This window comes from Bradyrhizobium sp. SZCCHNRI20481, from assembly GCF_032485055.1.
Lineage (GTDB): Bacteria > Pseudomonadota > Alphaproteobacteria > Rhizobiales > Xanthobacteraceae > Bradyrhizobium.
The window spans coordinates 274,831-297,538 of record NZ_JAUEUE010000003.1 but is presented as its reverse complement, the minus strand read 5'-3'; the positions used below and the strand labels follow the sequence as shown (position 1 = coordinate 297,538).

Below are 22,708 nucleotides of genomic sequence, written 5' to 3'. Positions count from 1 at the left end.
CGGCACCTCTAGTGATTGTCGCGCGGCACCGGCGAGCCGCTGCGGCCAACGAGAAAATCGAAATCGACGCCGCGATCCGCCTGCAGCACGTGATCGATGTAGAGCTTCTGATAGCCCCGGGCTGCATGCGGCTTCGGCGGCGTCCATGCGGCGCGGCGCGCGGCCAGCTCCTCGTCGCTGACATGCAGATGCAGCGCGCGGGCAGCGACGTCGAGCGTGATCATGTCGCCGTTCTTCACCAGCGCCAGCGGTCCACCGACGGTGGCCTCCGGCGCGACGTGCAGGACGACGGTGCCGTAGGCGGTGCCCGACATGCGCGCATCCGAGATGCGGATCATGTCGCGCACGCCCTGGCGCAGGAGCTTCGCCGGGAGCGGCATGTTGCCGACCTCGGCCATGCCCGGATAGCCCTTCGGTCCGCAGTTCTTCAGCACCATGATGCAGGACGCGTCGATGTCGAGATTGTCGTCGTCGACGGCGTCATGCATCTCCTCGACGCTCTCGAACACGACCGCGCGTCCCGTATGGTTCATCAGTTCCGGCGAGGCCGCCGACGGCTTGATGACAGCGCCGTTGGGCGCGAGATTGCCGGTGAGGATCGCGATGCCGGCTTCCGTCTTGAACGGCGAGTCGAACGGGGTGATGACGTCGGCGTTCCAGTTCGGCGCGGCGGCGACGTTGTCCCATAGCGTCTTGCCGTTGACGGTGCGGGCGTCCTTGTGCAGCAGGCCGCGCTCGCCGAGCGCGCGCAACACGGCCGGCAGGCCGCCGGCGTAGTAGAAGTCCTCCATCAGGAAGCGGCCCGACGGCATCAGGTCGACCAGGCAATGCACGTCGCGGCAGAGCCGATCGAAATCATCGAGCGTCAGCTCGACGCCGACACGGCCAGCAATGGCGAGCAGATGCACCACGGCGTTGGTCGAGCCGCCGATCGCGGCCAGCGTGCGGATCGCATTCTCGAACGCCTGCCGCGTGAGGATGTCGGACGGCTTGAGATCCTCAGCAACCATCTCGACGATGCGGCGGCCGGCCATGCGCGCCAGCAGGTTACGGCGCGCGTCCGCAGCAGGGATCGCTGCATTTTCCGGCAAGCCGATGCCGAGCGCTTCCACCATCGACGCCATGGTCGAGGCCGTGCCCATGGTCATGCAGCTGCCGGCGGAGCGGTTCATGCCGGCCTCGGCCTCGTGGAATTCCTTCAGCGTGATCTCGCCGGCACGCAGTTGCTCGCTCATCGAGATGATGTTGGTGCCGGAGCCGATGATCTGGCCACGATAGACGCCGCGCAGTTGTGGCCCGCCTGAAACACCGATCGCAGGCAGGTTGGCCGAGGCGGCGCCCATCAAGAGCGCCGGCGTGGTCTTGTCGCAGCCCATCAGCAGCACGACGCCGTCGAGCGGGTGCGCGCGGATCGCCTCCTCGACATCCATCGAGGCGAGGTTGCGGAACAGCATCGCGGTGGGACGCATCGTCACCTCGCCGAGCGAGGAGACGGGGAATTCGAGCGGATAGCCGCCGGCGTCGAGCACGCCCTGCCGGACATGCTCGGCGATGACGCGGAAATGCGCGTTGCAGGGCGTCAGCTCCGACCAGGTGTTGCAGATGCCGATGACCGGACGGCCCTCGAACCGGTCCTGCGGCGTGCCGCTGTTCTTCAGGAATGAGCGATAATAGAAGCCCATCTTGTCCTGGCGGCCGAACCACGCCTGGCTCCGCAGCGTCTTCTTCTCGTTGTCGTTGCTCATTCCCGGTCCGTTCGTGCAGCCGACTGGGCATGGCGCCGCCGGCCGTTGTAGATGACTTCGATCATCGCCTCGGAGGCGCCCTCGGCGTCTCGAGCGGCGATCGCGTCGATGATGCGCTGGTGCCAGACCAGCACGGTGTCGCGATCGGCAGTCTCGATCGGGGCGCTCAGGACGAACGAGGCGCGCAAGGCGGCTTCGATGACGGCGCCGATCGAGCGCATGAAGGGATTGCCGGAGGCATTGGCGATCGCGATGTGCAAAGCGAGGTCGGCTTCGGCGAAGGCGACCGAGGTCGACGGCTCGCGCTCCATCTGCGCCATCGCCTTGCTCATCGCGGCAAGATCGTCCTCGCTGCGGCGTTCGGCAGCGAGCGCCGCAGCGCGCGGCTCGATCGCCAGCCGGATCTCGGCAAGGTCGGCGAGGAAGCGCTTGTCTATGCCGGCATCCAGATGCCAGGCGAGCACGTCGGGATCGAACATGTTCCAGTCCGAGCGTCCGCGCACCACGGTGCCGACGCGCGCCTTGGTCGACAGCAGCCCTTTTGCAACGAGCGTCTTCACGCTTTCGCGCAGCACCGGACGCGACACGCCGAACGTCGCCGTCAGTTCGGCATCGCCGGGAAGGCGCGCTCCCTCGGCCAAACGGCCGGAGATGATGTCGATGCCGATGCTGCGGGCGACCTCGGCATGGTTGGAATGCGCGCGCCGTGTCGGAATCGAGACGAGTTGCGAGGTCATGTCCTCGCCCCCACCGGTTTGACGGACGAGCGGCGCGCCAGCGCCATCAGACCTTGCTGCAGCGCAATGAAAACGAACAACAGAACCCCCGTGGCGATCTTGGTCCACCAGCTCGACAGCGTGCCGTCGAAGTTGATGTAGGTCTGGATCATGCCCTGGATCAGGACGCCAAGGAAGGTGCCGATGACGGAGCCCTGCCCGCCCGTCAACAATGTTCCGCCGATCACCACCGCGGCGATGGTGTCGAGCTCGACACCGACCGCAGAAAGCGAATAGCCGGCCGCGGTGTAGAACGAGAAGACGATGCCGGCGAGGCCGGCAAGCACGCTCGACAGCATATAGATGCGGATCGTCATCGGTCCGACCGGAATGCCCATCAGGGCCGTCGCGGCGCGGCTGCCGCCGAGCGCATAGACGTTCGCGCCGAAACGGGTGAGGTGCAGCAGCAGCGCGCTCAAGACCAGGATGACCAGCATGGCGATCGCAATCGCGGTGAGTCGTCCGCCGCCTGGCAGCCGGATCGCGAAATCGGACACGGCGCTGTAAATCGGCGCGGTGATCGGAATCGACTCGGTCGACAGCAGGAAGCTGACGCCGCGTGCCAGGAACATGCCCGCGAGGGTCACGATGAAAGGCGGCAGGTCGAAGACGTGGATGACGGCGCCCATCGCGGCGCCGAACAGCGCGCACAGCACGAGCACCATTGCGAACGCGGCAAAGGGCGGGATGCCCCAGCGCTCGATCGCGAGCGCCACGAACACCGTGGTGAAGCCGATCACCGAGCCGACCGACAGATCGATGCCGCCGGAGATGATGACGAAGGTCATCCCCGCCGCAACGATGCCGAGGAAGGCGTTGTCGGTGAGCAGATTGGCGACGACGCGGGTCGAGGCGATGTTCGGGAATTGCAGCGCGCACAGCGCGAAGCCGGCGACCAGCACGAACGCGGTGATCGCAATCGAGGTCGATGCCCTCATGGCTTGGTCCTCCGCCAGCGCGCGGTGAAGCGCGAGAGATCGCCGATGCGCGGCGACTGCGCCAGCAGCACGGCGAGCACGACGACCGCCTTGACCAGCAGGTTGAGCTCCGGCGGATAGCCCGACAGCAGGATGCCGGTGTTCATGGCCTGGATGATCAGCGCGCCGGCGACCGCCAGCACCAGGCTGAATCGCCCGCCGAACAGCGAGGTGCCGCCGATGACCACGGCGAGGATCGCATCGAGCTCGAGCCACAGCCCGGCATTGTTGGCGTCGGCGCCCATGATGTCGGCGGCCGCAATGACGCCCGCGAGCGCGGCGCACAGTCCGCACCAGACATAGACCGACAGGATCATGGCGCGGGTGCCGACGCCGGAGAGCTCGCTCGCGCGTGCATTGCCCCCGGTCGCCTCGATCAGGAGCCCGAGCGCGGTGCCGCGCACGACCGCCCCCGTCACCAGCAGCATGCCGACCGCGATCACGATCGGCGTCGGCAGGCCGAGCACGGCGCCGTTGCCCATCCACACCAGGTCAGGCGACGTGAACGTGACGATGCGCCCCTCGGTGATGAGCTGCGCGATGCCGCGCCCGGCAACCATGAGGATGAGCGTGGCGACGATCGGCTGGATGCGCAGGACGGCGACGAGGATGCCGTTCCACAGCCCGCAGGCGAGGCCGACGGCGAGCGCCGAGCCGATCACGACCGGCAGCGGCTGCGTATCGGCGAGGCTCGCCGCAGTGGCGCCTGCGATCGCCATCACGGCGCCGACCGAGAGGTCGATGCCGCCGGTCGCAATCACCAGCACCATGCCGAGGGACAGCAGCGCCACCGGCGTGCCGCGGTTGAGCACGTCGATCACGCTGCCGAACAGCCGGCCATCCTGCAGATGCAGGTTGAAGAACTGCGGCGACACCGTGCGATCGATGATCAGGATCACGATCAGTGCCAGGGCTTGCGCGAGACCACGGCGCGGAATCCGGAGCGTCATGATGCGGCCTCGTGCGCGGTCGGTACATCGGCCGCGATCGCCGCGAGGATGCTGGAAACTTCGACGGCGTCGCCCTTCAGCTCCTCGACATGGGCACGGTCGCGCAGCACGATGACGCGGTTGGAATAGGTGACGATCTCGTCGAGCTCGGAGGAGATCACGAGCAGCGCCAGGCCCTGCTCGCAGAGCTCGCGCACCAGGCGGATGATCTCGGCATGGGCGCCGACGTCGATGCCGCGGGTCGGCTCGTCGAGCACGAGAAGCTTCGGCGAGGTCGCAAGCCAGCGCGCAAGCAATGCCTTCTGCTGATTGCCGCCGGACAGCAGCCCGATCGGCCGTTCCGGATCGGGCGGCCTGATGTCGAGCATGCGAATGTAGCGCATCGCGATCTCATCCTGCTCGCGCCGCGACAGCGGCCGGTGCAGGCCGCGCCGGGCCTGCAGCGCCAGGATGATGTTCTCGCGCACGGTCAGATCGGCGACGATGCCCTCGGTCTTGCGCTCCTCCGGGCAATAGCCGAAGCCGAGCCCGGCGGCATCGCGCGGCGAATTCAGCCGCACGGTCTCGCCGTTGACGGTGGCCGCGCCGCTGTCGGCACGCTCGGCGCCGAACACCAGTCGCGCCGTCTCGGTGCGGCCGGAGCCGAGCAGGCCGGCGAGCCCGACCACCTCGCCGCGGCGCAGCTCGAGATCGAACGGAGCAAGATAACCCTGCTTACCATAGCCCTTGAAGCTGATGCAGACCTCGCGTGCGGTCTCGGGCTGGCTGGCCGCACGTTCGCCGGTGGTCTCGGCCAGCTCGCGGCCCAGCATCATGCGGATGAGGTCGAGCCGCGGCAGACCGGCCATCTCGCGCGAGCCGATCAGCCGGCCGTTGCGCAGCACCGTGACGCGGTCGCAGATCTCATAGACCTGATCGAGGAAGTGGCTGACGAAGATGATGCCGATGCCATCAGCCGCGAGCTTTCGCATCACCTTGAACAGGATTTCGACCTCGTGGCGGTCGAGGCTCGCCGTGGGCTCGTCGAGAATGAGGACGCGCGCCGACAGATCGACGGCGCGCGCGATCGCCGTGATATGCTGGACCGCGACCGAGTAGCTCGAAAGCGGTGCGCCGACGTCGATGTCCAGCCCATATTCCAGCAGCAGCGCATGCGCGCGCCGCCGCATCTCGGCCTCGCGCACGACGCCGAAGCGCGTCGGCTGCCGACCGAGATAGAGATTCTGCGCCACCGAGAGGTTCGGCAGCAGATTGACTTCCTGATAGACGGTGGCGATGCCGGCATCGACCGCGTCCTTGGCGGAGCGCGGCGCGATCTCGCGGTCCGCCAGCCGCACGTTGCCGGCGTCCCGCGCGAACACCCCGGTGACCACCTTGATCAGGGTCGACTTGCCGGCGCCGTTCTCGCCCAGCAGCGCGTGAATCTCGCCCTCACCCAGCGTGAAGTCGACGTCATCAAGCGCCTTCAGCGCACCGAAGCTCTTGGCCAAGCCGCGGATTTCCAGCAGGGCTGGACGCATCGCCGGCGGAGCTGAACTATCAGACATGACGAACTACTTGGCGATCACCAGGAAGGTTGACGTCCGCACGATGTGCGGACGCCAGCGACTTGTCGTCCGTCGTCCCGGCGAGCGCCGGGACGACGGCTCAACAGCCAGGCTCAGTAGCCGAGGCCCTTCTTGCTGTCGTAGATCTTCTGCGGCTCGTCAGCGGCCGTGTAGAGCTTCGATTCCGTCTGGATCCACTTCGGCGGCGTGGTGCCCTTTTCCTTGTAGGCAACGATGGCGTCGAAGGCCGGTCCGGCCATGTTCGGCGTCAGCTCGACGGTCGCATTGGCTTCGCCTGCGGCGATCGCCTTGAAGATATCCGGCACGGCGTCGATCGAGACGGTCAGGACGTCCTTTCCCGGCTTGAGCCCGGCTTCCTTCATCGCCTGGATCGCGCCGACCATCATGTCGTCGTTGTGGGCATAGACCGCGCAGATCGACTTGCCGCCGTTCTCGGCCTTGATGAAGCTCTCCATCACCTCCTTGCCCTTGGCTCGGGTGAAGTCGCCGGTCTGGCTGCGCACGACCTTCAGGTTGGCATTCTTGGCGACGACCGCGTCAAAACCCTTCTTGCGGTTGGTGGCGACGCTGGCGCCGACCGTGCCCTGCAGCTCGACGACGTTGCAGGCCTTGCCGCCGACGGTCTTGGCGAGCCACTCGCCGGCGACCTCGCCTTCATGCACGCTGTCGGAGGTGACGGCGGTCAGATAGAGGTCCTTGCCCGACGGATCGATGTCACGGTCGAGCAGCACCACCGGAATCTTGGCTTCCTTGGCTTCCTTCAGCACGGCATCCCAGCCCGAGGCCACGACCGGCGCGAGGAAGATCGCATCCACGCCCTGCGCGATGAACGAGCGGATCGCCTTGATCTGGTTTTCCTGCTTCTGCTGCGCGTCGGCGATCTTCAGGTTGATCTTGCGCTTGGCGGCTTCCGACTTGGAGACGGAGGTCTCGGCGGCGCGCCAGCCGGACTCGGAGCCGATCTGCGAGAAGCCGACGGTCAGTTCGGCAGCGCTGGCGGACGTGGCAAGCAACAAGGCGGCCGTCGCGGAGGCCGCAAAGAGGGCTTTCAGGGTCATCAGGCGTTCTCTCCCAAATGTCTGTTTTGGATGCGCCGCCGCTCCAGAGCGGTGTCGTCGCACCTTTTCAGCCGGCCTCAACGGCCGACGTGCCCGGTTATTCCACGGAACCTCAGGGCTGACTAGTCATATTATTTGACTGTAATACTTTTTGAAAAGGATGTGCGAGCCCGCGCGTGCACACTGCCCAAGAGCGACAGCATACACCAATGAAATCTTAAGTTGTCAGCAGCGTTCAGCTACCGCAGCTTGGTCGCCTCGCGGGCGCGCAGCTCGATCGCGGCCCAGGCGCCGGCCCTGATGTCCGCCGCTGGCGCGACCCAGGAGCCGCCGATTGCGACGACCTTCTTGTGCGCGAGCCATTGCGCAGCATTGCCGGCATTGATGCCGCCGGTCGGGCAGAAGCGCACGCTCGGGAATGGCCCCGCCAGCGCATCGAGCGCGGCAAGTCCGCCGGCCGGCACCGCGGGAAAGAACTTCACCAGCTCATAGCCGCGCGTCACGCAGGCGATGAGATCCGACGCGGTCTGGACGCCCGGCGCGAACGGCAGCTCGCCGGCTTTCGCCGCATCCAGCAGCTCGATCGACAGCCCCGGACTGATCGCAAACGCCGCGCCAAGCCTGGCCGCGCGCTCGTAGTCCGCTGGTGTCAGCACCGTGCCAATTCCGACCACGGCATCCGGCACCTCGCCAATGATGGCCCGCGCAGCATCGAGACCGGCTTGCGTGCGCAAGGTGATCTCGATCACGCGCAGACCACCGCTCACAAGGGCGCGCGCCAGCGACACGGCGTGCGCCGCATCGTCAATGGTGATCACGGGGATCACCGGCGCCAGCGCGAGCACCGCATCGAGCTTCGCGCGCTTGTCCAGAGTGCTCATCACGCCTCGCTCATCGCCAGAATGTCCCGCGGCATCGCGGTTGCCGGAATCACGGCCCCCGGCGCCATGATCACGGCCCCCGCCAGCCGGTGGCCCGCCAACGCCGCCTTCCGTGGCGGCGCGCCCTTGATGCGCGCGGCGAGATAACCCGCATTGAAGGAATCGCCGGCCGCCGTGGTGTCGATCGGCTTGAGCACCGCGGGCGGCGCAATGTCGACCAGCACGCCATCGGCATGGATCAGACAGCCGCGCGCGCCGCGCTTGACGACGACTTCGCCCACGCCGGCGTCCTTGAAGCGGCGCAGGCTGACCGACGCATCGGAATCGCCGAACAGCATCTGCTCGTCCTCCAGCGTCGGCAGCGCGACGTCGACCAGCGGCAGGATCGCGCGGAATGCGCGTTGCGCCGCCTCGCGGCTGGCCCAGCCGCGCGGCCGATAGTTGCCGTCGAAGGCGACCCGCGCGCCGCGCTTGCGCGCCACCGTCAAGAGCTCGCGCAGCTTGGCCTTGCCGGTCTCGCCGTACAGCGAGAGACTGATGCCGGAGAGATAGATCCAGTCGAAGCGCGAAAGCCTCTCGAGCATGTCGCTGTCGGCGCGATCGAACAGCTCGCGCGCCGGCGCGCGGTCGCGCCAATAGAGGAAGCTGCGCTCGCCCTTGGCATCGCGCTCGATCATGTAAAGGCCGGGCACGCGGCCTTCGACCTGCAACACCTCGGCGGTATCGATGCCCTCCGCCTGCCACGCCGCCAGCATCGCAGCGCTCAAGGGATCGTCGCCGAGCGCGGTGACGTAGGAGGTGGGCACGCCGAGCCGGGCCAGATAGAGCGCCGTGTTCAGCGTGTCACCGCCGAAGCCGCGCCGGAACAGACTGCCGTCCTCCTGCGCGAACTCCACCATGCACTCTCCGATGCAGGCGACTTTCATCGGCGTCGATCCATCCATCAAAACGTCAAATGAACCTTCATCGACCGGCTTCGATCGCTGGCGAGCTCGAAGGCGGCAACCGCCTGCTCGAATGGCAGCGCGGCCGAGATCAATGGCTTGACGTCGAGCAGCCCCTCGCCCATCAGCCGCACCGCCAGCTCGAATTCACGGTCGAACCGGAACGTGCCGCGCAATTGCAGCTCCTTCGTGACCAGCGTGTTGACCGGCAGGGTCATCTCGCCGCCGAGCCCGAGCTGGACGATGATGCCGCCGGGCCTGATCACGTCCAGCGCGGCCCGCAACGCAGCCTGGTTGCCGGAGGCCTCAAACAACACGTCGAACGTGCCCTTGCCGGCCCGCCACGGATCGAGCGCGGACGGCTCCGCACCGACATTGAACGCATGGCTGGCGCCGAGCGCACGCGCCACCGCAAGCGGCGCATCGGCGACGTCGGTTGCCACGATCTCGGCCGCGCCGCCGTAACGCGCAACCAGGATCGACAGTGCACCGATCGGGCCGCAGCCGGTCACCAGCACCCGCTTGCCGAGCAGCGAGCCGGCCTGATGCGCCGCATGCAGACACACTGACAGCGGCTCGGCCATGGCGGCTTCACCGAGCGACAGCGACGGCGCGATCGGAACAGCCTGCGCGGCATCGACGGTGACGAACTCGCGGAAGCCGCCCTGCACGTGGGGATCGCGCATCGCGCTGCCCATGAAGCGCATGTCCAGGCACTGGTTGCGCAGCCCCTCGCGGCAATAGACACATCTGCCGCAAGGCAGGCTCGGATTGACCGCGACGCGCGCGCCTTCGGCAAGGCCGCTGACGCCGCTGCCCACCGCGGCAACGATGCCGGCGATCTCATGGCCCAGGGCCATCGGCTGCTTGATCCTGACGGTGCCGAAGCCGCCATGATGATAGTAGTGCAGGTCCGAGCCGCAGATGCCGCCGGCTTCGATCTTGACCCGGACCTCACCTGCTCCGGGCGCCGGATCGGGATAGCTGTCGATGCGCAGATCCTTGGGCGCATGAATGACGACGGCTCGCATCGGCTGTTCTCCCTGGCTCGTTGTCCCGGCCGATCCTACATCGACGCCAGCATGCCGCCATCGACATAGATGGTCTGGCCGTTGACGTAGGTGGAGGCCTCGGAGGCCAGGAAGATCGCGGTGCCGACCAGCTCGTCCGGACGGCCCCAGCGCTTCGCCGGGACGCGCGACATCAGCCAATTGTTGAAGTCGGGATTGCTCGTCAACGCCTGGTTCATGTCGGTCAGCATGTAGCCGGGGCCGATGGCGTTGGCCTGGATGCCGTGCGCCGCCCATTCGACCGCCATCGCACGGGTCAGGTTGCGGATGCCACCCTTGGCCGTGGTGTAGGGTCCGATCGTCGGCCGCGCCAGCTCGCTGCCGAGCGAGCCGATGTTGATGATCTTGCCGCTGTTGCGCGGGATCATCCGCTTGGCGGCCTCGCGCCCGATCACGAAGGCGCTGGTGAGATTGGTCTCGATGATCCGGCGCCACTCGTCGGTGGTGAACTCGACCAGCGGCTTGCGGTGCTGGATGCCGGCATTGTTGACGAGGATGTCGATCGCAATCCCCTCGTCATCGAAGCGCGCGAAGGCGCGGACGACGGCCTCTTCGTCGGTCACGTCGAACGGACAGGCCTCGGCCTGATGGCCCACGGCGCGGAATTCCTCCACGGCTGCCAGCGTGCGCGCCGGGTCGGTGCCGTTGATGACGAGCCGCGCGCCAGCCTTGGCGAAGCCTTCGGCGATGGCGCGGCCGAGGCCACGCGAGGACCCGGTCACCAGCGCGGTCTTGCCGGAGAGATCGAAGAGCGAGGTCGACATCGGTTCAACTCGAATGGACGAATTCGGGCCGGCATCCTCGGCCACGGCACGCGCGCTGACAAGCGCGTTGTCCGGCGCGGCCTGGATCAGACGGGCAAGCGGTTAATGGCCGCTACCGCGGTCATGACGCCGCGGATCTCGGCAAGACCTTTGAGCCGGCCGACCAGCGGATAGCCTGGATGGGTGCCGCGACCGATGTCGTCCGCCAGCTCGTGGCCGTGGTCGGGCCGGAACGGAATCCGCCAGTCCGGCTCACCCTCGGCCTTGCGGCGAGCCTGCTCCTTCAGCAAGGTCGTCACGACCGCAACCATGTCCACGTCGCCGCGCAGATGCTCCGCCTCCATGAACGAGCCGTCGAGCATCTTGGTGACGTTGCGCAGATGCACGAAGCGGATGTGCGGAGCGAAGCGCTCGGCGAGCGCCGGCACGTTGTTCTGTCCGCCGGCGCCGAGCGCGCCGGTGCAGAACGTGATGCCATTGGCCTTGGACGGGGCGGCATCGACGATGAACTGCAGATCGTCGGCTGACGACACCACGCGCGGCAGGCCGAACAGGTCCCGCGGCGGATCGTCCGGATGGACGCACAGGCTGACGCCGCACTCCTCCGCCGTGGGTACCACCTCGCGCAGGAAGCGCGCGTAGTTGGCGCGCAGCTCGGCATGGCCGATGCCGCGATATTTCTCCAGCATGCGGCGCAGGCCGGGCACGTCATAGCGATCATAGGCTCCGGGCAACCCGGCCATGATGGTCGCGAGCAGACGGTCCTTGTCGGATTCCGATGCCTGCGCCACCCACGCGCGGGCACGGTCGAGCACGTCGGAGGAGAACTCCGCCTCGGCGCCGGGGCGCTGCAGGATGTAGCAGTCGAACGCGGCGAAGCGATCCTGATCGAAGCGCAGCGCGGTGGCGCCGCCAGGCAGGCGGAAGGCGAGCTCGGTGCGGGTCCAGTCCAGCACGGCCATGAAATTGTAGCAGACGGTGGTGACGCCGCAGGCCGCGAGGTTGCGCAGCGACTGCCGGTAATTGTCGAACAGGTCAGTGAGGTCGCCCTCGCCGAGCTTGATCGCCTCCGACACGGGCAGGCTCTCGACCACGCTCCAGCGCAGCCGCAGCGATGAATCACCCTCGATCATGCCGATGCGCTTGACGATCTCATCCGTGCTCCACACCACGCCATAGGGAATGTGGTGCAGCGCGGTCACGATGCCGGTCGCGCCGGTCTGGCGGACCTGCGGCAAAGTGATGGGATCATCCGGTCCGAACCAGCGCCACGTCTGTTCCATGTCGTCCACCTTCCAAAACGCGTGCGGTCAGCGCCGCCGCCGTGTCCTTGTGCGCGGCTCGGCCTGCGCCAACTCTTCCTGCCGTGCAAAAATGCCGTCAGCGCGGCGGAACACCTCGCGCAAATGACGGCGCATCGCTGCCACCGCCTGGGCCTCGTTGCAGGCCGCGAGCCCGTCCAGGATCTCCTGATGCTGCGCGATCAGGAGCGGAATGTGGCCGGCATCCTCGATCAAGGTCAGATGCCGGACGCGGTCGAAATGGATCTTGGTCTGGCGGATCACCTGCCAGACATGCGGATGCCGGCTGGTGCGGGCGATGGTCTGGTGGAACGCCTCGTCATGGGCGTAGAACTCCGCGGGAGTCGCGGCCGCCTTCTGCTTGTCGATCAGTTCGTTCAATTCACGCAGCGAGGTCGCATCGATGTAGCGCACGGCCTCGGCGACCAGCGCGCATTCGAGATGCTCGCGGATGAACTGCGCTTCTCCGAACGCCTCGCGCGACACCGGCGCGACGACGCTGCCGCTCTGCGGATAGATTCGAACCAGATCGACATCGGCGAGCTTGATCAGCGCCTCGCGCACCGGCGTGCGGCTGACGCCGAGTCGCTCGCACAGATCGAGCTCGGCCATCGGCGTCCCCGGCGGCAGCGCGCCGGAGACGATGTCCTCGAGCAGCCGCTCATAGACCTGGTCGGCGAGCCGCCGCCCGGCCTTGCCGTCCATTCGCGTCAGCGGTGTCAGATCGTCATCCATGACGGCAGTCTATCCGATTCACAGGAAGCCGATCGAGATCCATGGCAGGAACACGATCAGCAGCAGCGCAACCACGAGCGCGGCGAGATGCGGCCAGACATGGCGGATGACCTCGTCGGGCGAGGCACGGCCGATGGCGCAGGCGAGATAGAAGCCGACGCCGAACGGCGGCGTGAACAGGCCGAGCCCCATCGCGAACACCGCGATGATGGCGTAGTGCACCTCGTGCACGCCCATCATCCGCGCGATCGGGAACAGCAGCGGCCCGAACAGAACCACGGCCGGCACGCCTTCCAGCACGCTGCCGAGCACGACGAAGGCGAGGGCCGAGATCAAGAGGAAGCCCCAGCGGCCGCCGGGTACGGCGACCATGAGATCGACGAGCTGTTGCGAGAAGCCGGACTGGGTCAGCGCCCAGGCCATGCCGGTGGCCGCACCCACCACCAGCAGGATCGCGCCGGACAGCGAGGCGGTATCGACCAGGATCGGATAGACCCGCTTCCAGTCGAACTGGCGATAGACGAAGATGCCGACCAGCACCGTGTAGATGACCCCGATGGCAGCGACCTCGGTCGCGGTGGCGACGCCCTCGACCACCGCCGAACGGATGACGATCGGCAGGCCGAGGCCGGGGATCGAGATCGCGAACAGCTTCAGCCGCGTCTTGGCATCAAATCGTTGCGCGCCACCCATGTCCTCCTTGCGGGTCTGCATGAAGACCACGACGGAGAGCGCGATCAGGCCAACGACCGCCGGCAGCAGCCCGCCGGTGAACAGCGCGGCGATCGATACGCCCGTGACGGATCCGACCGTGATCAGCACGATCGAGGGTGGGATCGTCTCCGACATCACGGCCGAGGCCGACAGCAGCGACACCAGATCACCTTCGGAGCTGCCGCGCTGCTTCATCTCGGGAAACAGTGCCGGCGCGACGGCGGCCATGTCGGCCGCCTTGGCGCCGGAGATGCCGGAGACCAGGTACATCGCGCCGAGCAGCACATATTGCAGGCCGCCGCGCAGATGGCCGATCAGCGAGATCAGGAACGCGATCATCGCCCGGGCCAGCCCGGCGATCTCGATCAGCGCGCCCAGCAGCACGAACATCGGAACCGCCAGCAGCACCATGTGCGACATGCCCTCGCTGACCCGCCCGGGTACGATCGAGACCGGCACGGTGGTGCTGAAATGCAGGTAGGCGACGGTCGCGAGCAGGAAGGCGAAGGCGATCGGCGTGCCGATCACCATCGCAGCCGCGACGAGGACGAAGAAGAAGATCACGAGATTGTAGTTGCCGAGATCCTCCAGCACGGGCGCGGCGGCATAGAGCACGCCTGCTCCCGCCAGCACCAGCGCCAATGCGCCAACGATCTGGAGCAGGCTCCCCTGCTGGATCAGCCGGTCGACGGCGGTGAGCAGCATCAGGAGCACGCCGACGAGCATCGCGGCCTCGCGAAAACCTTCGCTGATCTCGAGCACCGGCATTCGGCTGATCATATGGCTTTCGAGATGATGCCAGGACGGCATCACCAGCGCGACGAGCACGGTGCAGACCAGCATCAGTCCAAGCGCATCGGTGCGTGCCCGCCATGCAGGCGAGAGGTTGCGCACAAAGGCGGTGAGCCGCATGTGCTCGGCGCGGCGCAGCGCGACGACCGCACCGAGCATCGCCAGCCACACGAACAGCACGGTCGCGAGTTCGTCGGACCAGATCAAGGGCGCATTGAAGACGTAGCGCGCGGCCGTCGCGGCGCCGAGCAGGACCAATTCTGCCACGACGAGCGCCGCGGCCAGCGCCTCGACGGTGCGGCCGAGCAAATGATCGAAACGTGCGAACGCCCCATGCGACGGCACAGAGGTCGTCGCTGTCAATTCAACGGCCATTGCACTCTCCCCAGTCAACTCGGGCGCATTGATATGAGTTCGGCCTCATGGTTCGAGACGCGTCGCAAATGCGACGCTCCTCACCATGAGGGTCTAAGTCGTGCCACGTAGTCACTCCTCGTCCTGAGGAGCCTGCCGGAGGCAGGCGTCTCGAAGGACGGCCGCGGGCGCGCTGTCTATTACGCGGTCGTACGACCCGCTCAGAGCTGGCCGACCGACTTCTCGAGCAGGCCCCAGGCCTCAGCGCCGAATTTGGTCTTCCACTCGGTGTAGAAGCCCGCGGAGCGCAGCGCATCGCGGAACGGCTTGGTATCAACCTTGTTGAAGGTGATTCCGGCGCCTTGCATCTCCGCTTGCGCCTTTTCGTTGAAGCTCTGGATGTCCTGCCGCTCCTTCACGGCGGCCTCCGACAGCGCCGCGGTGATGGCGTCGCGCACGTCGGCGGGCAGACCGTTCCAGCGCGTCGCATTGGCGAAGATGTGGTGACCGTCCCAGATATGGCCGGATAGCGCGATGTATTTCTGCACCTCGTAGAGCTTGGCGCTCTGGATCAGCGCCAGCGGATTCTCCTGGCCGTCGACGATGTGCGTCTGCAGCGCCGCATAAAGCTCGCCGAAATTGATCGGCGTCGGCGCAGCACCGAGCGTCTTGAACAGCGTCACCCACAGCGGATTGCCGGGCACGCGGATCTTGAAGCCCTTGAGATCGTCGGGCGAGGCGATCGGCTTGGCGCCGGAGGTGATGTTGCGATAGCCATTGTCGAGGCATTTCGGGAGCACGTGCAGGCCGACCTTGGCGAACTCGCCGCGCACATGGTTGCCGAGATCGCCGTCCATCGCCGACCACACCTGGTCGTAACTCTCGAACGCGAACGCCACCGCATTGATGCCGCCGATCGGCACCACCGTCTGGTTCACACCTGACGTCGACATGAAGTCGAGCGCGCCGCTGCGCACCTGCGAGAACATGTCGGGCTCGCTGCCGAGCTGGCTGTTCGGATAGACCTGCAGGTCGACCAGACCACTGGTCTGCTTCTTGATGACCTCCGACGCCTCGATGATTCTGATGACGCCGGGATGGGTGGCGGGAAACGCCGTGCCGTAACGCAGGCGATACTTGGCCGATTGTGCGTGGGCTGGCCCGAACGCCAGGGCAGACGCCCCCGCGAGTGCGGTGCCGACGAAGCAGCGACGGGACATGGATGTGGGCAAAGACATTGGCAAACCTCCCCTGCCGGCCCGCTTGGGGGCCTTTTGTATGTCATTCCTATAACGTCAGCCTATAATGGATACCAAATCTGCTTTTAATAGATAACTTGTATCCAAGTATCGAGGTTGGTATATGACGGCGGCTCACTTTCGAGATGAGCACTGAGGGGATGGAGGAACGCGTGAAGAGCCTCGTGGTGGAGCGGCCCGGCCGCCTGTCGATTGAAACCCGCGCCATCCCCGAGCCCGCCGCCGGCGAGATCCGAATCAAGGTCGAGCGCGCCGGCATCTGCGGCTCCGACATCCACATCCTTCACGGCAGCAACCCGTTTGCGCGCTATCCGCGCGTCATCGGCCATGAATTCTTCGGCCGCATCGACAAGCTCGGCGACGGTGTCGACGCACGGCTCGGCGCTCGCGTCGTGGTCGATCCGGTCGTCGCCTGCGGCCACTGCTATCCCTGCTCGGTCGGCCGTCCCAATGTCTGCGCTGAACTCGCCGTGCTCGGCGTCCACCGCGACGGCGGCTTTTCCGAATATGCCTGCGTGCCGGCTGCGAACGCGCATCTGCTGCCGGACAGCGTCGACGACGACAAGGCGCCGCTGGTCGAGCCGTTTTCGATCGCCGCCAACATCACCGACCACACAAGCGTCTTCGCCTCCGACATCGCGCTGGTCTATGGCGCCGGGCCCATTGGCTTGACGGTGATCCAGGTGCTCAAGCGCGTCTATGGCATCAAGGAGCTGATCGTCACCGACCGCATCGACCAACGCCTCGACGCGGCGCGGCACAATGGCGCCGATCGCGTCATCAACACCGCACAGACCGCCCTGCCCGCAGCGCTCGCCGACGCCGGCATCAAGCCGACACTGATCATCGATGCCGCCTGCCACCCCGCCATTCTCACTGAAGCGATCGAGATCGCCTCGCCCGCCGCGCGGATCGGCCTGCTCGGCTTCTCGGCCGAGCCGTCCACGATCGTGCAGCAGAAGGTCACGGCGAAGGAGCTTTCGATCCACGCCTCGCGGCTGAACAGCGGCAAGTTCGCCAAGGTGATCGACTGGTTCGCCAGCGGCACCTTGCAGCCGGAGCGCCTCATCACCCACCGCTTCAGGCTCGACGCCTACGCCACCGCGTTCGAGACGTTCGAGCACAACCAGACCGAATGCTGCAAAGTGCAGCTGATCTTCTGATGCAAACCATCTGATCCAAAACATGGACCGCCTCGGCACCGCCACGCTCCACCGCCTGCCCGCCGGCATCGTCAGGCCGGACTACGACCGTACGACGGTCGCGACCGGGATCGTCCATCTCGGACTGGGCGCGTTCCATCGCGGCCACCAGGCCGTCTACACCGACGCGCTGCTCAAGGACGATCCGCGCTGGGGCATCCTCGGCGTCTCCTTACGCTCACCCGACACCCGCGATGCGCTCGAACCGCAAGGCGGCCTCTACAGCGTGACGGCCAGCGATGGCGCCGGCCATGCGCGGCGCGTCATCGGCGCGCTCACCGGCGTTGCGGTCGCGCCGGAAGATCCTGCGGGCCTGATCGCACGGCTGGCCGATCCCGCGGTGCGTATCGTCTCGACGACGGTGACCGAGAAGGGCTACAGCCACGATCCGGCCACCGGCGCGTTGCGCGCCGATGACCCCGACATCCGTCACGACGCTCTCAATCTCACGCATCCGCGAAGCACGCTCGGCTTCATCGTCGGCGGCCTGCGGCTGCGGCGGCAGCGGGGCCTGCCGCCCTACACCGTGCTCGCCTGCGACAACCTTCCCGCCAATGGCCACGCCTTGCGCGGCCTTGCCATCGCCTTCGCCGAGCTGACCGACCGCGACCTCGCCGAATGGATCGCGGACAATGTCCGCTTTCCCTCGACCATGGTCGACCGCATCGTGCCGGCCACCACCGACGCCGACCGCAGTGATGTCAGCGCCGCGCTCGGCCTCGACGATGCCTGGCCCGTCGTGACCGAGCCGTTCAGCCAATGGGTCATCGCGGATGATTTCGGCGGCGACCGTCCGGCCTGGGACGCCAGCGGCGCGCAGTTCGTCCGCGACGTCGCGCCGTTCGAGCTGATGAAGCTCCGGCTGCTCAACGGCGCGCATTCGACGCTCGCCTATCTCGGCTACCTCATGGGATGCGAGACGGTGGCCGCAGCCATGGCCGAGCCCGATCTCGCCGGCCTCGTCGAGGACATGATGCGCGACGAGGTCACCCCGACCCTGCCCGCGCTCGGCGGCTTCGACGTGATCGCCTATCGCGCCGCGCTGCTCAACCGCTTCCGCAATCCGGCGCTCAAGCATCGCACGGCGCAGATCGCGATGGACGGCTCGCAGAAGCTGCCGCAGCGCCTGCTCGGCACGATCCGTGACCGGCTGGCGCGCGGCGTGCCGATCACCCGGCTCGCGCTCGCCGTTGCGGGATGGATGCGCTACGTCAGCGGCACTGACGAGCACGGCCAGCCGATCGCGCTGCGCGACCCGCTGGCGGCAAAGCTGCGCGCACTGGCGGATGAGGCCGGCCCGGTCGCGAGCCGGCTCGCGCCGGCGTTGTTGTCGGTTACGTCAGTCTTCGGCCACGAGTTGCCGAACGATCCTCGTTTCGCGCGTGCGGTTGAGACAGCACTCGGTAGTCTCTTCCTGAATGGAACCCGTGCGACTGTCGCGCGGATCCGGCAAGACGTAGGCTGACGTCACACCGGCTCTGGCCAGGACGAACGGGCGACATCAGCATCGAACTAAACGTTCGGCAACAGCTTGCCCGGATTCATCAGCCCATGCGGATCGAGCGTAGCCTTGAGCTGTCGCATCAGTTCCAACTCGAGCGGCGCCTTGCACAGCGGCATCTCGGCGGTGCGGAGCTGACCGATGCCGTGCTCGGCGCTGATCGAGCCGCGGCGGCGGGTGATCTCGTCATGGACGAGGCGGGTGATCCGCGGACCCTGCGCGTAGAACTCGGCTTCGGTCATGGCGAGCGGGCGCATCAGATTGTAGTGCAAGTTGCCGTCGCCGAGATGACCGAACACCATGGGCCGGATGCCCGGCAGCGCCGCACGGACTGCTGCATCCATCACATCAACGAAATCGGCGATCTCGGCAACGGGGACGGCGATGTCGTGCTTGAGCGCCTTGCCCTCGCGCACCAGCGCCTCCGACACGCTTTCGCGCATGCGCCAGAAAGCCTTCGCCTGCGTGCCGTCCTGAGCAACCACGGCATCTGAGGCGATCCCGTTCGCCATCGCCTCGGCCAGCGCAGTTTCGAGCCGCACGGTCAGCGCGCTCTCGTCACCAATGTCGCTCAGTTCGATCAGCACTGCTGCGCCGGGAAGCGCCGCGAATGGCAGCCGCGTGTCCGGCATCTGGCGCAGGATCATCTCCAGCGTCGCCGCGGTCAGGAACTCGAACGCGGTGAGCCGGTCGCCGCAATGCGCACGAGACAGCCGCAGCAGCGCGAGTGCGGCGGCTGCATCGGCCACGGCGACGAAGGCGGTCGCACGCGCGGTCGGCTGCGGAAACAGCTTGAGCACGGCGCCGGTGATGATGCCGAGCGTTCCCTCCGAACCGATGAACAGATCGCGCAGCGCGTAGCCGGTGTTGTCCTTGCGCAAGGCCCGGAGTCCATCCCAGATGCGGCCGTCCGGCAGCACCACTTCGAGGCCGAGCGTCAGCTCGCGCATCACGCCATAACGCAGCACGGCGACGCCGCCGGCATTCGCCGCGAGATTGCCGCCGACGGTGCAACTGCCCTCGGAGCCCAGGCTGAGCGGAAACAGCAAGCCGGCCGCGCGCGCGGCGTCCTGCACCTTGGCCAGTACGACGCCGGCATCGACCACGATGGTCTGGCCGATGGCATCGACCGCGCGGATACGGTTCATCCGCGCCAGCGACAGCACGACCGCCCTTCCGCCCGCATCCGGCGTCGCGCCGCCGGACAGGCTGGTGTGGCCGCCCTGCGGCACCACGGCGGAGCGCGCCTCGGCGCAGGCCACCATCACGGCCGCAACCTCCGCGGTCGAGCCGGGGCGCACCACCGCAATCGCGGTGCCATGATACTTGCCGAGCCAGTCGCGCAGATATGGCGCCTGATCCTCGGCCGCGACGAGAACATGCGCCGCGCCGATGGCGCCCTGCAGCCTTTCGATCAGCTCCGTCATGATCAGCGCTTTGACCCTTTGATGGCTTGAGAGGCCGATGCCCGCAAACTAACAGGCCAGCCGATCGCGATCCCAATACCAAGTTGTCCGGCGTCCATAATCGATTGTTATGGGTGCGTTCAGGCCGGCGCCAGCGCCACTGGCGGCGCGATGTGCGGCACGGCTTCGACCAGCTCGCGGGTGTAGTCGGTCTGCGGGTTGGCGAACAGCGCCCGGCTCTCGCCCTGCTCGACGATCAGGCCGGTACGCAGCACGATGGTGCGGTCGCACATCATGCGCACGACGTTGAGATCGTGGCTGACGAACAGGAAGGCGAGATTGTCCTCGCGCCGAAGACGGTTCAGGAGCTGCAGCACCACGGCCTGCACGGAGACGTCGAGCGCCGCGGTCGGCTCGTCCAGCACCAGCAGCCGCGGCCGGCAGGCGATGGCCCGCGCAATGCCGACGCGCGCCTTCTGCCCGCCGGAGAGCTGATGCGGGAAGCGCGACAACAGCTCGCGCGGCAGCCCGACGCGGTCTGCGCATTCCTCCACGCGCTGGCGCAGCTTGTCGCCGTTGCGCATGTTCATCAGCCGAAACAACGGATGAGCGATGCAGTCGAACGCCGTATAGCGCGGATTGAGGCTGTCGTTCGGATCCTGGAAGACGATCTGAATGTCCTTGCGCAGCTCGCTCGCGTGGAAGTCGCGTGCCAGGATCTGGCCGATCGGCCGCCCGTCGAACAGGATCTCGCCCTCGCTGGGGTCGATCAGGCGGCAGATCATGCGCGAGGTCGTGCTCTTGCCGGAGCCGCTCTCGCCGACCAGGCCGACGCTCTCGCCGCCGCGCATCGTCATCGAGAAGTCGGCCACCCCAACGGTGCCGTCGTCGAAGCGCTTGACGATGTTCTTGACGTCGAGCAGCAGCGGCGTGCCGTGCGGCGGAGGCGGCAGCTCGCCTATCTCGACCAACGGAATCCTCTCGCCATCGGGCACCAGATCCTCGATGCGCGAGGTCGCCGTCGGCGATGCCGCGACCAGACGCTTGGTGTAGGGGTGCTGCGGGCGATGGAACAGCGTCAGCGGCTCGGCCTGCTCGACCAGCCTGCCCTGCTCCATCACCACGACGCGCGCGCAGTAGCGCGCGGCGAGCCCGAGATCATGCGTGATCAGGATCGTCGCCATGCCGCGGTCGGCGGCGATATGAGCGAGCAGGTCCATCACCACCTTTTGCGTGGTGACGTCGAGGCCGGTGGTCGGCTCGTCGGCGACCAGGAGCTGCGGACTGCAGGAGATCGCGATCGCGATCATCACGCGCTGGCACATGCCGCCGGACAGCTCATGCGGATAGGCGCCCATGCGCCGCTCGGGATCGCGGATCTGCACCGCCTTGAGCAAGCTCAGAGCCTCGGCCTGCGCCTCCTGCCGCGACAGACGGCGATGGGCGAGGATCGCATCCGCAATCTGCTGGCCGACGGTGCGGATCGGGTTGAGCGCGGCGCGCGGGTTCTGGAAGATCATCGCCATGGCTGCGCCATGCAGGCTGCGCAGATCGGCGCCGTCGGCGCGGGTGATGTCCTGCCCCTTGAAGCGGATGCAGCCATCGGTGATGCGGCCGGCCTTGTCGAGCAGATGGGTGATGGCAAAGCCGGTCACCGATTTGCCGGAGCCGCTCTCGCCGACAAGGCCCAGCATCTCGCCGGGCTGCAGCGACAGCGACACGCCGCGCACCGCCTCGACGAGGCCGCGACGAGTCGAGAAGGTCACCTTGAGGTTCTCGACCTCGAGCAGCGGCGCCGTCACGTGCGCATCCTCGGATGCGCCCGGCTCTGCTTGGTTTTGACGAGACATCACGTGCGCATCCGGGGATCCAGGATGTCGCGCAGGCCGTCGCCGAGCAGATTGAAGCACAGCACCGCGCTCATCAGCGCAAGTCCGGGAAACGCCACCAGCCACCAGCGCCCCGTGGAGATGAAGCGTGCGCCCTCGGCGACCATGATGCCCCATTCCGGCGTCGGCGGCTTGACGCCGAGGCCGATGAAGGAGAGGCCCGCGGCATTGAGAATGGCCCAGCCGAGATTGAGCGAGATCTGCACCGCCATCGCCGGCAGCACGTTCGGCAGCAGGAAGCGCAGCACCACGGCGATGTGGCTCTCGCCGCAGGCCCGCGCGGCCTCGACCCAGCCGAGATTACGGCGGATGTTCACTTCGGCGCGGGCGAAGCGGATGTAGAACGGCAGATTGATGATCGCGGTCGCGATCACGATGTTCTCGACGCGGTTGCCGAGCGCGGCGACCATCGCCATCGCCAGCACGAACAGCGGGAACGCCATCAGGACGTCGACGAAGCGGCCGACCGCCTTGTCGAGCCGGCCGCCGGCATAGCCGCACAGCGCGCCGACGACCGACCCGAGCGCGAAGGACACGGCGACCGCCGTCACCGCGATGGTAAGATCGAGCCGGCTCGCGACGATCAGGCGGCTCAGCACGTCGCGGCCGAGCTGGTCGGTGCCGAACCAGTGCGCCGCGCTCGGCGGCTGCAGCGCGGCGGAAACCTCGGACGCGACAGGATCGTAAGGCGCGAGCCACGGCGCAACGATCGCGATCAGTGCCAGCAGCAGCGCGCCGCCGGCCGCGACGGCGGTGACCGGATTGCCGCGTAGCACGAACGCGGTATGGCGCAGGGTCGACGCGGTCTCGATCGTGCTCATG

At 67.1% G+C, this 22,708-nt stretch carries 19 protein-coding genes; 2 read left to right on the top strand and 17 right to left on the bottom strand.

Translation table 11 applies throughout. The features are described 5' to 3' along the window. Positions 1-8: 8 nt before the first annotated feature. From QX132_RS06050 to QX132_RS05985, 14 genes are all read right to left on the bottom strand, one after another. Positions 9-1,745 (bottom strand): IlvD/Edd family dehydratase, encoded by a 1,737-nt coding sequence (locus QX132_RS06050; protein WP_316160406.1) that lies wholly within the window; start codon positions 1,743-1,745, stop codon positions 9-11. Continuing rightward, complete coding sequence (locus QX132_RS06045; protein WP_315772067.1) at positions 1,742-2,482, bottom strand: FadR/GntR family transcriptional regulator; 741 nt, start codon at positions 2,480-2,482, stop codon at positions 1,742-1,744. The genes QX132_RS06050 and QX132_RS06045 overlap by 4 nt, the downstream gene beginning before the upstream one ends. Further along, positions 2,479-3,459, bottom strand: a complete 981-nt coding sequence (gene yjfF / locus QX132_RS06040; RefSeq protein ID WP_316160404.1) for a galactofuranose ABC transporter, permease protein YjfF — start codon at positions 3,457-3,459, stop codon at positions 2,479-2,481. The genes QX132_RS06045 and yjfF overlap by 4 nt, the downstream gene beginning before the upstream one ends. Then, a complete protein-coding gene (locus QX132_RS06035; protein ID WP_315776066.1) occupies positions 3,456-4,448 on the bottom strand; it encodes an ABC transporter permease in 993 nt (330 codons plus the stop codon). Before QX132_RS06035 ends, yjfF begins: the two co-directional genes overlap by 4 nt. Next, a complete protein-coding gene (locus tag QX132_RS06030; RefSeq protein WP_315776065.1) occupies positions 4,445-5,995 on the bottom strand; it encodes a sugar ABC transporter ATP-binding protein in 1,551 nt (516 codons plus the stop codon). The genes QX132_RS06035 and QX132_RS06030 overlap by 4 nt, the downstream gene beginning before the upstream one ends. Positions 5,996-6,108: 113 nt before the next feature. After that, entirely contained in the window at positions 6,109-7,074 is a 966-nt protein-coding gene (gene ytfQ / locus QX132_RS06025; protein WP_315776064.1) for a galactofuranose ABC transporter, galactofuranose-binding protein YtfQ, read from the bottom strand. Positions 7,075-7,313: 239 nt separating this feature from the next. Further along, positions 7,314-7,958, bottom strand: a complete 645-nt coding sequence (gene eda / locus QX132_RS06020; RefSeq protein WP_315738471.1) for a bifunctional 4-hydroxy-2-oxoglutarate aldolase/2-dehydro-3-deoxy-phosphogluconate aldolase — start codon at positions 7,956-7,958, stop codon at positions 7,314-7,316. Next, entirely contained in the window at positions 7,955-8,851 is an 897-nt protein-coding gene (locus QX132_RS06015) for a sugar kinase (protein ID WP_409998088.1), read from the bottom strand. Before QX132_RS06015 ends, eda begins: the two co-directional genes overlap by 4 nt. Positions 8,852-8,898: 47 nt before the next feature. Further along, positions 8,899-9,930 (bottom strand): L-idonate 5-dehydrogenase, encoded by a 1,032-nt coding sequence (locus tag QX132_RS06010; RefSeq protein WP_316160401.1) that lies wholly within the window; start codon positions 9,928-9,930, stop codon positions 8,899-8,901. A gap of 35 nt (positions 9,931-9,965) precedes the next feature. Further along, the gene (locus QX132_RS06005; RefSeq protein WP_316160399.1) at positions 9,966-10,733 is read right to left on the bottom strand and encodes an SDR family oxidoreductase; all 768 of its coding nucleotides are present in this window, start codon (positions 10,731-10,733) and stop codon (positions 9,966-9,968) included. Positions 10,734-10,819: 86 nt separating this feature from the next. Further along, positions 10,820-12,016 carry a mannonate dehydratase gene (gene uxuA, locus QX132_RS06000; RefSeq protein WP_315755434.1) on the bottom strand — a complete coding sequence of 399 codons (1,197 nt, stop codon included), beginning with the start codon at positions 12,014-12,016 and terminating at the stop codon, positions 10,820-10,822. A 27-nt stretch (positions 12,017-12,043) separates the two neighbouring features. Continuing rightward, positions 12,044-12,769 carry a GntR family transcriptional regulator gene (locus QX132_RS05995; RefSeq protein WP_315738476.1) on the bottom strand — a complete coding sequence of 242 codons (726 nt, stop codon included), beginning with the start codon at positions 12,767-12,769 and terminating at the stop codon, positions 12,044-12,046. Between the two features lie 18 nt (positions 12,770-12,787). Next, positions 12,788-14,650, bottom strand: coding sequence for a TRAP transporter large permease subunit (locus tag QX132_RS05990; RefSeq protein WP_316160397.1), 1,863 nt, complete (start codon positions 14,648-14,650; stop codon positions 12,788-12,790). A gap of 200 nt (positions 14,651-14,850) precedes the next feature. Then, positions 14,851-15,867 (bottom strand): TRAP transporter substrate-binding protein, encoded by a 1,017-nt coding sequence (locus tag QX132_RS05985; RefSeq protein ID WP_316160396.1) that lies wholly within the window; start codon positions 15,865-15,867, stop codon positions 14,851-14,853. 173 nt (positions 15,868-16,040) lie between these two features. On the opposite strand from QX132_RS05985, the gene QX132_RS05980 reads away from it, so the two are divergent. Together QX132_RS05980 and QX132_RS05975 are read left to right on the top strand one after the other, a co-directional pair. Next, a complete protein-coding gene (locus QX132_RS05980; RefSeq protein WP_316160395.1) occupies positions 16,041-17,051 on the top strand; it encodes a Zn-dependent oxidoreductase in 1,011 nt (336 codons plus the stop codon). Between the two features lie 22 nt (positions 17,052-17,073). Further along, a complete protein-coding gene (locus QX132_RS05975; RefSeq protein ID WP_316160394.1) occupies positions 17,074-18,555 on the top strand; it encodes a mannitol dehydrogenase family protein in 1,482 nt (493 codons plus the stop codon). Between the two features lie 47 nt (positions 18,556-18,602). Here the strand turns inward: QX132_RS05975 and QX132_RS05970 are convergent, their stop codons facing one another. From QX132_RS05970 to QX132_RS05960, 3 genes are all read right to left on the bottom strand, one after another. Continuing rightward, positions 18,603-20,018 carry an FAD-binding oxidoreductase gene (locus QX132_RS05970; protein ID WP_316160393.1) on the bottom strand — a complete coding sequence of 472 codons (1,416 nt, stop codon included), beginning with the start codon at positions 20,016-20,018 and terminating at the stop codon, positions 18,603-18,605. 119 nt (positions 20,019-20,137) lie between these two features. Next, entirely contained in the window at positions 20,138-21,799 is a 1,662-nt protein-coding gene (nikE, locus tag QX132_RS05965) for an ABC transporter ATP-binding protein (protein WP_316160391.1), read from the bottom strand. 47 nt (positions 21,800-21,846) lie between these two features. Further along, positions 21,847-22,707, bottom strand: coding sequence for an ABC transporter permease (locus QX132_RS05960; protein WP_315796755.1), 861 nt, complete (start codon positions 22,705-22,707; stop codon positions 21,847-21,849). Position 22,708: the final 1 nt, after the last annotated feature.

What these genes read in the sequence shown, in the direction of transcription:
- uxuA (WP_315755434.1), bottom strand. Translation starts at nt 12,016, where the DNA reads ATGGAACAGACGTGGCGCTGGTTCGGACCGGATGATCCCATCACTTTG.
- QX132_RS06050 (WP_316160406.1), bottom strand. Translation starts at nt 1,745, where the DNA reads ATGAGCAACGACAACGAGAAGAAGACGCTGCGGAGCCAGGCGTGGTTC.
- QX132_RS05970 (WP_316160393.1), bottom strand. Translation starts at nt 20,018, where the DNA reads ATGACGGAGCTGATCGAAAGGCTGCAGGGCGCCATCGGCGCGGCGCAT.
- QX132_RS06030 (WP_315776065.1), bottom strand. Translation starts at nt 5,995, where the DNA reads ATGTCTGATAGTTCAGCTCCGCCGGCGATGCGTCCAGCCCTGCTGGAA.
- QX132_RS06045 (WP_315772067.1), bottom strand. Translation starts at nt 2,482, where the DNA reads ATGACCTCGCAACTCGTCTCGATTCCGACACGGCGCGCGCATTCCAAC.
- ytfQ (WP_315776064.1), bottom strand. Translation starts at nt 7,074, where the DNA reads ATGACCCTGAAAGCCCTCTTTGCGGCCTCCGCGACGGCCGCCTTGTTG.
- yjfF (WP_316160404.1), bottom strand. Translation starts at nt 3,459, where the DNA reads ATGAGGGCATCGACCTCGATTGCGATCACCGCGTTCGTGCTGGTCGCC.
- QX132_RS05960 (WP_315796755.1), bottom strand. Translation starts at nt 22,707, where the DNA reads ATGAGCACGATCGAGACCGCGTCGACCCTGCGCCATACCGCGTTCGTG.
- QX132_RS05990 (WP_316160397.1), bottom strand. Translation starts at nt 14,650, where the DNA reads ATGGCCGTTGAATTGACAGCGACGACCTCTGTGCCGTCGCATGGGGCG.
- QX132_RS05985 (WP_316160396.1), bottom strand. Translation starts at nt 15,867, where the DNA reads ATGTCTTTGCCCACATCCATGTCCCGTCGCTGCTTCGTCGGCACCGCA.
- QX132_RS06005 (WP_316160399.1), bottom strand. Translation starts at nt 10,733, where the DNA reads ATGTCGACCTCGCTCTTCGATCTCTCCGGCAAGACCGCGCTGGTGACC.
- QX132_RS05975 (WP_316160394.1), top strand. Translation starts at nt 17,074, where the DNA reads ATGGACCGCCTCGGCACCGCCACGCTCCACCGCCTGCCCGCCGGCATC.
- QX132_RS06010 (WP_316160401.1), bottom strand. Translation starts at nt 9,930, where the DNA reads ATGCGAGCCGTCGTCATTCATGCGCCCAAGGATCTGCGCATCGACAGC.
- QX132_RS06035 (WP_315776066.1), bottom strand. Translation starts at nt 4,448, where the DNA reads ATGACGCTCCGGATTCCGCGCCGTGGTCTCGCGCAAGCCCTGGCACTG.
- QX132_RS05995 (WP_315738476.1), bottom strand. Translation starts at nt 12,769, where the DNA reads ATGGATGACGATCTGACACCGCTGACGCGAATGGACGGCAAGGCCGGG.